The following is an 11,040-nucleotide window of genomic DNA, read 5'->3' on the forward strand; positions in this document are numbered from 1 at the left end:
CTGCGCACACGACCGCGTGCGTCCCGTTTCAAAATCGTGATTTGGTTGTCCATAACGTGGGACATCCCTGACTCCCCACGCGCCCCGTTCCAACCGCGTTCCTATGGGCGTTACGGTGACGCTTACACAACGCCGGTGTCGGCCCCGGACTGGCCTTTGCCGGGGTGCTCGCCGCGCAGGACAAAACCGCCGCCATCGGCCTCGTGCCCTGCGCCGTCGGCGGATCAACCATCAAGCTCTGGCAGAAAGGCGCGAAGCTTTACGAAGACGCCCTCCGCCGTGCCAAACTCGCCCTGCAAACCACCGCACCGGTGAAAGCCCGCCTTCGCGGCATCCTTTGGCTCCAAGGCGAGGCCAACGCGAACGCCCAGGAACTCCCCCTGCACGCCGAGCGCCTCCGCGCCATGATCGAAGCCTTCCGCACCGACCTCGCGATGCCAGAGCTGCCCTTCATCGCCTGCACCATCGGCGAAATGAAGGTAGAACCTACCCTCTCGAATCTCAAAGCGATGAACGACATCCAGCTCGCCCTGCCGAAAACCGTGCCACACACGGCCTGCGTCGATGCGCGTGATCTGAAGACGCACATCGGCGACGCGGTGCATTTTGACACGGCAGCCCAGGAAGAGATCGGGCGGCGCTTTGCGGCAAAGTTGGGTGAGATGGCAAAGTAGCGTATATAAGAACGAGAGACGCCACACCAAAAAGTGTTTCGGTTTTTGCCAGTTCCGGCAGGCGTTTGATTCCATGTCGGCCAGAAGGGCTGCGGCCACGAGGATGGCTCGTGACGGCCTTTGTTGCTCGAGTGATGCCAGGGATGATGTGCGCCATCAACTGCACTGACTTCTTCTCTTTGGGTGCCTTCTTTGGGGGGGGGCTTTTCCGGGCGCGGGGCTTTGTCGTCAGCAAAGGGTTTGATGAGCTGGTGCATGTCCTGCGCGACCAAAGTTGGTCATGTCACTGAGCAGATGAGGCTGTCGAGGCGCTGCTGTTTGATGTCCGGGCCGAGCACTTCGACGAGGGTTCAGGTTATGCGAGGAAGATTTCGTATGTGCGCTCATCACCACTCCTGCCTGCTAAAGAAGGCCGAAGTGATCAAAGCGATGCTTCATGGAAGTAGTATGTGGATTCAAACCCTTCAAACTACTGCCAGACTCGATTTCTGAGCTGTACCAGATAGATCGTGAATCACACCCCAGCCAAGATCCCATTCAGCGTCGCGCTCGGGCGCAGCGCGGCATCGGCTTTGGCGTTATCCGGTTTGTAGTAGCCGCCGACGTCGGCTTTCTGGCCTTGGACGGCGAGGAGTTCGGCGACGATCTTGCTCTCGTTGGCGGTGAGGGCCTCGGCGATGGGTTTGAAGGTGGCGGCGAGGGCAGCGTCGGCGGTTTGGGCGGCGAGGGCCTGGGCCCAGTAGAGGCAGAGGTAGAAGTGGCTGCCGCGGTTGTCGATGGTGCCGAGTTTGCGGCCGGGGCTGCGGTCGTATTCGAGGAACTTGCCGTTGGCGGCGTCGAGGGTGTCGGCGAGAACCTTGGCTTTGGCGCTTTTGAAGGTGTCGGCGAGGTGCTCGAAGGACGCGGCGAGGGCGAAGAACTCGCCGAGGCTGTCCCAGCGGAGGTAGTTCTCTTCGCAGAACTGCTGGACGTGCTTCGGCGCGGAGCCGCCTGCGCCGGTTTCAAAGAGGCCGCCGCCATTCATGAGCGGGACGATGGAGAGCATCTTGGCGGAGGTGCCGACTTCGAGGATGGGGAAGAGGTCGGTGTTGTAGTCGCGCAGGACGTTGCCGGTGACGGAGATGGTGTCTTCACCTTTGACGATGCGCTCGAGCGAGAACGTGCAGGCTTCAGCGGGTGGGAGGATGCGGATGTCGAGGCCGGAGGTGTCGTGATCTTTGAGATATTTTTCGACCTTGGCGATGATCTGGGCGTCGTGGGCGCGGGCTTTGTCGAGCCAGAAGATGGCGGGCACGCCGCTGGCTCGGGCGCGTTTGACGGCGAGCTTTACCCAATCCTGCACAGGGGCGTCCTTGGTCTGGCAGGCGCGCCAGATGTCGCCCTGATCGACGCTGTGTTCAAAGAGCACGTTGCCGGCGGTGTCGGTGACGCGGATGACGCCGTCGGCGGGGGCTTCGAAGGTCTTGTTGTGGCTGCCGTATTCTTCGGCGGCCTGGGCCATGAGTCCGACGTTTGGCACGCTGCCCATCGTCTTGGGATCGAGAGCGCCGTTCTTTTTGCAGAAGTCGATCGTGGCCTGGTAGATGCCAGCGTAGCTGCTGTCGGGGATGACGGCGAGGGTGTCCTGCTCCTTGCCGGCGGCGTTCCACATCTTGCCGCCGCCGCGGATCATGGCGGGCATGGAGGCATCGACGATGACGTCGCTCGGCACATGGAGGTTGGTGATGCCTTTGTCACTGTTCACCATGGCCAAGGCGGGGCCACTGGCGTAAGCGGCCTGGATGTCGGCCTCGATCTCGGCTTTTTTGTTGGCGGGGAGTTTGTCGAGCTTCGCGATGAGATCGCCGAAGCCGTTGTTAAAATTCACACCGATCTCGGCGAGCGTGGCGGCGTGCTTGGCGATGAGGTCTTTAAAGAAGACGCTGACAGCGTGGCCGAAGATGATGGGGTCGCTGACCTTCATCATGGTGGCCTTCATGTGGAGCGAGAAGAGCACGCCATCGGCCTTCGCCTTGGCGATCTGCTGCTCGAAGAAGACGACGAGGGCCTTCTTGCTGATCTTGGTGGCGTCCATGATCTCGCCAGCTTTGAGGGCGAGTTTGGGGAGGAGGGTTTTGGTGCTGCCGTCCTTGCCGACGAACTCAATCTTCACTTCAGTGGCATCGGCGACGCACACGGATTTCTCATTCGAGAAGAAATCGTCTTTGCCCATGGTGCCGACGGTGGTCTTGGAATCGGCGGACCACTTGCCCATCGAGTGCGGGTGAGCTTTGGCGTAGTCTTTGACGGCCTTCGGAGCACGGCGGTCGCTGTTGCCTTCACGCAGCACGGGATTCACGGCGCTACCCATGACCTTGGCGTATTTGGCTTTGATCTCCTTCTCCTCATCGGTCTGCGGGTTTTCGGGCAGATCGGGCAGTTTGTAGCCTTTGGCCTGAAGCTCGGCGATGGCGGCTTTGAGCTGCGGCTGCGACGCGGAGACGTTCGGCAGCTTGATGATGTTGGTGGTCGGTTCGAGGCAGAGTTTGCCGAGGTAGCTCAAATCGTCCTCCTGCTGCCCGAACTGCGCCAAAATGCGGCCCGCGAGGGAGATGTCGCGCGTCTCGACCTCAATGCCCGCCGCCTTGGTGAAGGCCTTCACGATGGGCAGCAGCGAATAAGTAGCGAGGAGCGGGGCTTCGTCGGTGAGGGTGTAGATGATTTTGGCGGACATGGGGGCAGAGGGACGGAATTGGAGGGCGGCAGAGTTAAAAAGCGGTGGGAGCGGGTCAAGGTGCTTCGCGTCAAGAGGTCAAGATGGGGACACAAAACCTCAAGGGAGGCCGAAGCACCTTTTTGACCACCTTGACGGCGAAGCCATAACCTCTGGACGAACCTGACCGCCTCACGGCCTCGTCTTCGTCACCGAGTTCAGCACTACGCCGTGATCGTCGCGATGCTCCAGCACGAGCTTGGCCGTGTCGTCGATCATCACGCGCAGGAAGCCACCGGTGGGTTCCTTGTAAATGTACGGCTGCTTGATTTTTCCCTCGGGGTCCGTGGTCTTCGGACCGCCGGGCTTTTCGCCCTTGATGGCGTTTTCGTCGTTCAAAGCGCCGACAGAGAATTCCTCCACACCGAGCGGGTGGATGCTGTGATATTGCCAATGGCGGTCGCCGCAGAAGGTGAGGACATTGTTCAGTCCGTTATCCCGCAGCCATTGAAAAAAGCTGTCTGCCTCGTGTTTGAAGCCGGCGAGGTTCGTGTGGTTGTCCGTCTTGCTATTGCGATCCGGGCCGACCATGGGCGTGGGAGTGATGATGACCTTCCATGCGGCGTCACTTGCTTTCAGCGTCGTTTGCAGCCACTCGCGCTGCTCACGGCCCCAAATCGTCTTTTCAGGACCGTCGGGCATTTTATTGGGCGAGCGATAATCTCGGCCTTCGACAAACCAGAGCTGCAAATGCCGGTGAACGCGATGCGTGCGATAGGTGGGCGTGGTGCGATCTTCTTCATCGAAGATGGGCATCTGCTCGCGGAATATCTCGATGCCTGTGGTCGGCGCTGGAAGCTTTTCGCCACGGAGATCGGCGTCGTTGAAGCGGAAGTCGTGATCGTCTTTAGACCAAAAAGCCGGGATGTGGGCAAAGAACTCGATCATGCGAGGAAAGCGAAACTGCTCGTGCCATTTCTTCCGCAGCTCGGGCAGCGTCTGAGCCGCAGGCTTCGCCGGATGATCGTAATAAACGATGTCACCCGTGCCGATGAAGAAATCGGGCTTCAAGGCGGTCATGGCAGCGATAACCGGATAGCCAAGCTGCTTGTCCTCATCCGTGGCGGTGACGGGACCACCGCCGTTGGCCTTGCCATGCATGAAGGCGTGGTAGTTCATGCAACTGCCCATGCAAAAGCTCACGGGGCCGCTTTCACTCAGCGTCTTGAAGCTGCGTGTGGGGCCGGGCTTGGCGGTCTCACGAGTTTCGCCGAAAACAAGGCGGTAATGGTACAGCGTGCCCGGTTTGAGCCTGCTGGCGCTGCTGCGGATGATGAAGTCGTGATCCGCCTTCGCCTCGGACCACTTGCTGCGTGTCGGCTCGGCAAAGTCCGCCGACTCACTCCACTCAAAATACGCGACACCTTCTTTCCCCGGCACATCGCCGCTTGCATCGAGCACCGGCCCGGGAATGGCCGTGAGTCGGCTCTGAAGCCAGACGGAAGTCGCGGTTACCTCGCCTGCCATCTCGCCCTGGGCGTGCTGGATTTCAGCGAGGGCGGAGAGAGGCATCAGAAGGAAGAAGAGTGACGCGGTTTTCACGGACTCATGAACCGATGTCCAGCCAAGCTTCTTTCGCCTTGCACGACCGGCATTCAGCGAACCACCCAGATCTTCACGTCGTCGATCCAGACGGTGTTGTTCACCAGAAAGCTGAACCAGCGCTTCATCGGATGCGCGAAGCCTTCCGAGCAATGCTTCGCGAGCAGCTTGTCGTCGATGCTCAGGCGCATTTCATCGCCCTCGGTGACGAGAACGAGTTCGTGCCATTCGGTGTCGGCTTTATAGGGAACATTGATGCTCTTGGTCTTCAGCAGTGCTTCCAGATCAGTGGGGATCTTCTCCTTCTTCGCCATCGCGTCGTCACGGCGCTTGCGATTTTCTAGTTTCATGATGCCGGTCTTGTGATCGGTCAGCGTGATGCTCGATTGCGAAAGGATGCCGTAGCAGAGATGCCCGGCCCAAACGCTCTTCAACTCCCGATCCACAAAGCCGAGTTGCAGCGTTTCCGCCTTGTTGACCCCTGGGAATCGAAAGCGAATCACCGTGCCACCATCTGCAAAACCTGCCTCGTGATGAATATGGGCCGCGTGCTTGGCCTCTTTGGATGCGCTGGCGATTTTGAGGATGCCCACATCCAGATCCGCCATCTTGATGTGCGGCACGCGATCTGCCGTCGCGCTATTCCAGCCATTGCCAATGGCTTTGGCGAGGTTTCCATCCTCCTCACGCTCGAATGCATCATGAAAGATCAGCGTGCCCTTTTCGCGGAGCCAAGAGGAGTCGTTTTGCGCGGAGGTTGTATGTAGTGATGCGGTGAGAAATTGAAGACAAAAGATGGTGATTTTCATGGTAGCCTAGCTTTTCTAGGCAGTGTTTTAAACACCCCTCTTTGCAGATGCATCAAGTCGATAGCGATAGCGAGATTTTATCACAACGTATGACAAGGCTCGGCAACATTTGATGCGGTAGAAGTACGAAGCCTCCGCCTCCAGTCGTGTCGTCAGCGAGCTGCAAAAGATTTGCGAACTAGCGCTGCCTGACCTGACCGCCCTCCCTGCTAGGCGGACTGCTCTGCCAAAGCTCCTGATACCAAGGCCAAACGCGAGTGCTTTTTCCCGCCGGTGACAGCGTCGCCCACTGTGGTGGCAGCCTGCTGGGGAATACGGATATAGTTTTCTCTTCATTTGGTGGGTTTAAAACACCGCCTGCGATTAAAAATAGTGGATCAAGCAAGCTCAAGCAGTTCGTCGGCAAAATGTTGTTCAGGATGCGGTGGAATAATTGTCCTGATGTGCTCTGAGGCTGCCTTCGCAATATCATTCCAGCGAGAGCGCTGACTCCAAGCACGCTCCATGACCTCGTCAAAGAACTTCTCGCCGATACCCTCAGCGAGAAAGCCCGTTTGCCCATCATTCAACAACTCAGCTATACCACCAGCTGGCTGGGCAATCACCACTCGACCTAGCCACATCGCCTCCACAACAGTTAGAGGAAGCCCTTCGTGTCTTGAGGGAACCAATAAAGCATGATTGTTATTCCAGAGGGTTTTGATGTCCATTGTCTGTCCGCAAAAATACACCCTATCATCTAGCCCAAGCATTGAAGCTAAGGCCTGAAGTCTTTCCCTGCATGCTCCAGTACCATAGATTGAAACCACCCAATTGCGTTTCTTCCACTTTTCATGTGAGAGCACGCGCATAAGAATATCATGACCCTTAGTGCGTGGATGTAGGCGGGCGGGAATAGCAAATCTGACAAGTGAAGAATCGCCAAAGCCTTCGGACATGGGAGTCGGCGGCCCATGTACTAGAAATGGATTTCTTGCGATACGAGCGCGAGGAATTTGATAGGCGAGCTGTGTCTGGAGCAGTTCAAGATTGTGTCTCGAAACCGCCCAAAAACGTTTAGCACCCGAGAACAAACGTATCATTTTATCAGCGATCAAATCGTCCGGCCAATGATCAGTTGAAACGAGATGAGTCACCACCGCATAAGGCACTTTGCTAGCTGCGATACATTCAAGTATGTCTAACCCATCCATAGATGTGCCAGAGCTAAACAAAATAAAATCAGGCGCTAAGGTTGACAATTCATACTGCGTTTTGCCTTGGGTGGAAAATCGGGACGGCCAGAGACGACACAGAACCTTACTTAGCATATTGACTCCACACGCTAAAGAACGATGGGGGATATGTCCTGTGTTAAGTTGCCCTATCCGCATATTTGCATCTTTTGTCCAAGTTGTTAGCGCAAATACTGTGTGCCCAGTTCTCTTTAGCAATAAGGCAGTTTGAAGCCAAAGCTCCTCACTTCCGCCTCCACCCTTGTTTGCAGTCACAAACAGAATAGACCGTGGTTTGTGGTTTTGTTGTGTCTGTTCGCTGGGCATATGCTTTTCTTATCCTGTGAAGGCATAGATAAGTCCTGAATTACTTGTTGGTGTTTTAGTTTTCAATTGCTGAATCAGAAGTTTTCGACGAAATCACGTCATAAATGACTATCCTTATTTGGCACAAAGATATTTCAGCACACAAATGCTTCAGAAGTAATTGTGGCTTCAGCTTGACTGAGTCTCTAGTGCTGTTGGTGACTGCTGTGTCGTTGTTATGGTTGGCAGTGCCTATAGTGCTTGTGCATTATGGCATCATCAAACCTATTGAGGCGACCAAAACACAGCCCGTTGTGCTTCCAGTGCCTTCTAAAGTTACAGTAGCAGCAGAAGATGATGTCAAAATTCCTCTACCGCCCAATTCGCTAGAAAACGCAAAAAAGCTAACTCTACCGCCAAATTTGGAAAGGGTTACCAAAGGGTATGGAGTGGATATTCAAGAGCTACCCAAAAACCGATAGCCTTGTAAACGTTGTCCGCCTCGGATGATAAAAATTTCCAATCCCCAGAACGGGTTTAGTAACTGCGACAAAAGAATCAAATGGGTTTCTCCCCAAACTCATTGAATGCCCTAATCTGGATCGCCTGCGTCTATCGTTGGGTTTGCCGTGCAGTCCTCTGCATTAGCGCAGGAGCGTCCTGTTTGATCCTTTGGGTGAGCTTTTACATAGAATCTGATATGGAAAGCAATCTTTTCTTAGCGGTTTTATCTTATGTGCCAATCTGGGTTCCGTTAATTCCACTTGTCGCAATGTTGCCGTTGGCATTAGTTTTTAGCAGGGTAGCACTAGTTATGTTGTTACTATCAGGATTAAGTTACATCATATTACATTGCCACCCACAATTCCATAAGGCAGCTGCTAGCAATGTGGAGATTAAGGAGTCCTTGCCAAGCCTCCGAATAATGTCATTTAATGCTGGGCAGTCTAAATTCGTTGGTTTTGAGGCACTGGTTAGTATAATGAACCCCGATATCGTTTTGCTTCAAGAGGCACGTGGATGGCTTAAACGACCAGACGTGGCAGCGGGAGCCTCTATTTTTCCGCACAAGCAGGAAGCTGGCGAATTCGTTATCCTAAGTAAATTCCCATTTAGCGAACCGGGCCTGCCTGCATTGACCGTTCAAATTAATGGTCGTGAAAAAGTCTGCGCCTACCGCCACCGACTACGCATCATGGGTAGATCAATTTCCATTTTCAATACACACATGCCGAGTCCGCGTGAGTTATTGCGATGGCATGCTGGTAAGGGGACGTTCTTGCTAGGACTTGTTCATTGGGTATCTACAGATTTAGAATTATGGCATAACGAAAGAACAATGGCCTGGATGGAGCGTGCTAACAATATCAAGAAGTTAGCAGATATTATAAAACAAGAGTCTGGCACGACAATTGTTGCAGGAGACTTAAATACACCACCCTGGGGGGCGGGGTATAGAGCAATAAATGAAACAATGACTGACTCATTTCCTAAAAAAGGGGGCGGGTATGGTTTTACTTTTCCCGCAGAATCAATGTCCCTGCCTTCATTCGCAGTTCCATGGCTTAGGATTGACTACCTTTTTGTTTCTCGTGGAGTTAAAATCTGCGATTGGAAAACAAGCAAAAGTGGGCGAATGCAGCATTTACCAATTTGTGCTAGCATCACTATACCGTGATTATGCGGAACTTCTGAACTCAAGGCGTCTCGAATTGAGGAATGGGGATAAACTGTGATCCCTTGATGTCTGCGTTCAACGTCTCAAGCCTGACAGGGGGAAAGTTATTCAGAAGATCGTTCGTAATGGCACGTGAGTGGCTGTTTAGACTTTATGGCAAAACAGCAAATTCCGGCATAAAAGTAGCTGCCTCCATGACTGCTGCTTATCCAGCGAGAGAAAGTGTTACAAAATCTCAAAAAAACATTCGTTGCCACAGGCAGTGCATAACGCTAACGTATCCTTCTCCTTAATGACCCCATGAAAACTAAACACTCGTTCATCACTCTGGCCGTCCTTTTACTATCGATTAATTCGGTTTACGCTTGGCCTCCGGGAGGATTTGGTCCTAGCTGGAGTTTTAACCGCGTCCCTGGAGCGCGTTCATGGAGAGTTGTCCCTGGAAACGGAGTTTTCGCGGGCGATGTGACGCTCACTTTTGATGCGAACAAGGACGGCAGAATCACCGCCAAGGATAATAACAAAGCATATTGGCCTCTCAAAACACGTACACCTGGAATGAGCGTCTACGGCAGAGGCTTGCTGCAAGTGGAATTTGAAGCGCTTGCTATTCAACCGCCACCATACGCTAATTATCACCGTAATCCCGCCTTCCAAGACTACAAAACTATTGCTGGGCTTGAAATTAATGGGATCAACCTCTTGCAGCGGTCTGGGAAATTTGTTTCTTTTGAAGAAGAGTATAATGCATGCGGTCGTGTTAAAGTATGGTTAGACTCTGGGCGCACCAAACTCTTGCTTGACTCTGGCGACTATCGCCACCGCCGCGTTGAATGGCTTTTGGCTGAAGGACAGGTGCCAAAGTATGTTTATGTTGAGGCCGTGGTGCCAGGCCGTGTGGGCAGTGCGTTCCGGCTGACCGCATCTATTGATGATTCGAATCAAAACATTGTTCTTGATGACGTGCTTGGGCGCAGAACAGCCTACGATCACATTATCTTTAATGCTACGCCGAGCAGCTATTCTAAATAAGGCGTGCCGCCGTCAAGCGTAAATTCATATAGCAATTTAAAATGGGAGCCACAATTAAAAATATACTAACATTCTCTCCTCAGAATGTATCTGCTTATGCGTGGCTGCCGTTGATTGCTATTTGGTTTGTGGTAGCGGTCGTGATGATAGCAGATGTTTTTCAAACTTCACGCAATCGCGTTCAAGCTTTCTTTTGGGTATTTGCTATCATGCTCTTGCCAGGAATCTCGGCAGTGCTTTACGCACTCTCGGGAATTCTAGCCTCTGTGAGGAATACTATCCCCAATGGCCTTAAACAGTAACTAATTATGCTTACTATGTTCAGTCACCCAGCTTTTCGCACCTCACGGCTCCAGTCCAAATCCCACTGCTTTAGCGTATGGATCGTGGTGCTAGCTTTCATTTTTGTTGCCAGAAACTCTAGCGCGCAAACATTGGCACAAGAGATGAGCGCTGGTCAAGTTGTGGAATCAGCGGAGTACAGATTTGTACCAACGCGGAACACATATCAAACTAGCGCTATGGCCGATAATAATTATCAGTCATATCACGATTTAATGTTTGGGGCATCCACTTTACTTCGCCGTAGCCAGGAAAGACTTCGTTACAGCGCTACAGCAGAAGAAGGTGGATTGCGCGGTGGTGTGTCTTCCAGAGTAAATCACAATGGTCAAGGAGTAAGTCTCAGTAGCTTGGAAACATTGACTATAGATCCCCGCTTTTTGCATATCAATGCAGGCCCCTTTCTTTTTGATCAATTTCTTGTAGGTGGCGCTACCTACTGGGTTGATGAAAATGGCACGGTCCCAAACAGTAACGGAGATGATGGCTGGGGTGGACTAATTTGGGCTTCGATGCGAATGTCTGTTTTGCTTTCCAATGACTTTATTATCAGCCTTAGCCCGTCGGTGTATTGGTCCTTCGAGAATAATAAAGTGGGTTGGATGTTTAATCCTCTGTCTGCTGGACTTCGCCCCAATGTCCTAGGTGAACTGAGTTACGATTTCAATATCCAAAATTGGCATTTCAAGCT

Annotated in this window: 9 protein-coding genes and 1 pseudogene; 6 read left to right on the forward strand and 4 right to left on the reverse strand. The window is 53.3% G+C overall.

What is annotated here, in order from left to right:
- Nucleotides 1-143: 143 nt before the first annotated feature.
- Nucleotides 144-674, forward strand: a pseudogene (locus AC6FTP_RS27000) (sialate O-acetylesterase); the annotation flags it as partial.
- A gap of 514 nt (nucleotides 675-1,188) precedes the next feature.
- Here AC6FTP_RS27000 and AC6FTP_RS27005 read toward each other — a convergent pair.
- The 4 genes from AC6FTP_RS27005 to AC6FTP_RS27020 form a co-directional block, all read right to left on the reverse strand.
- Nucleotides 1,189-3,387, reverse strand: a complete 2,199-nt coding sequence (locus AC6FTP_RS27005) for an NADP-dependent isocitrate dehydrogenase (protein WP_497209994.1) — start codon at nucleotides 3,385-3,387, stop codon at nucleotides 1,189-1,191.
- A gap of 171 nt (nucleotides 3,388-3,558) precedes the next feature.
- Nucleotides 3,559-4,938 (reverse strand): alkaline phosphatase D family protein, encoded by a 1,380-nt coding sequence (locus AC6FTP_RS27010; RefSeq protein WP_497209995.1) that lies wholly within the window; start codon nucleotides 4,936-4,938, stop codon nucleotides 3,559-3,561.
- 83 nt (nucleotides 4,939-5,021) lie between these two features.
- On the reverse strand, nucleotides 5,022-5,777 hold the full coding sequence (locus tag AC6FTP_RS27015) for a hypothetical protein (protein WP_497209996.1): 756 nt from the start codon (nucleotides 5,775-5,777) through the stop codon (nucleotides 5,022-5,024).
- Nucleotides 5,778-6,154: 377 nt separating this feature from the next.
- The gene (locus tag AC6FTP_RS27020; RefSeq protein ID WP_497209997.1) at nucleotides 6,155-7,318 is read right to left on the reverse strand and encodes a glycosyltransferase family 4 protein; all 1,164 of its coding nucleotides are present in this window, start codon (nucleotides 7,316-7,318) and stop codon (nucleotides 6,155-6,157) included.
- Between the two features lie 104 nt (nucleotides 7,319-7,422).
- On the opposite strand from AC6FTP_RS27020, the gene AC6FTP_RS27025 reads away from it, so the two are divergent.
- The 5 genes from AC6FTP_RS27025 to AC6FTP_RS27045 all read left to right on the forward strand — a co-directional run.
- Nucleotides 7,423-7,779, forward strand: a complete 357-nt coding sequence (locus AC6FTP_RS27025) for a hypothetical protein (protein ID WP_497209998.1) — start codon at nucleotides 7,423-7,425, stop codon at nucleotides 7,777-7,779.
- Nucleotides 7,780-7,997: 218 nt separating this feature from the next.
- The gene (locus tag AC6FTP_RS27030; protein WP_497209999.1) at nucleotides 7,998-8,975 is read left to right on the forward strand and encodes an endonuclease/exonuclease/phosphatase family protein; all 978 of its coding nucleotides are present in this window, start codon (nucleotides 7,998-8,000) and stop codon (nucleotides 8,973-8,975) included.
- 300 nt (nucleotides 8,976-9,275) lie between these two features.
- Nucleotides 9,276-10,007 (forward strand): hypothetical protein, encoded by a 732-nt coding sequence (locus AC6FTP_RS27035; protein WP_497210000.1) that lies wholly within the window; start codon nucleotides 9,276-9,278, stop codon nucleotides 10,005-10,007.
- Nucleotides 10,008-10,048: 41 nt separating this feature from the next.
- Complete coding sequence (locus AC6FTP_RS27040) at nucleotides 10,049-10,309, forward strand: PLDc N-terminal domain-containing protein (protein ID WP_497210001.1); 261 nt, start codon at nucleotides 10,049-10,051, stop codon at nucleotides 10,307-10,309.
- A 219-nt stretch (nucleotides 10,310-10,528) separates the two neighbouring features.
- A partial coding sequence (locus AC6FTP_RS27045) for a hypothetical protein (RefSeq protein WP_497210002.1) occupies nucleotides 10,529-11,040 on the forward strand: 512 nt, incomplete at its 3' end.

Source organism: Prosthecobacter sp., from assembly GCF_044378005.1.
In the GTDB taxonomy this organism is placed as follows: Bacteria; Verrucomicrobiota; Verrucomicrobiia; order Verrucomicrobiales; family Verrucomicrobiaceae; genus Prosthecobacter.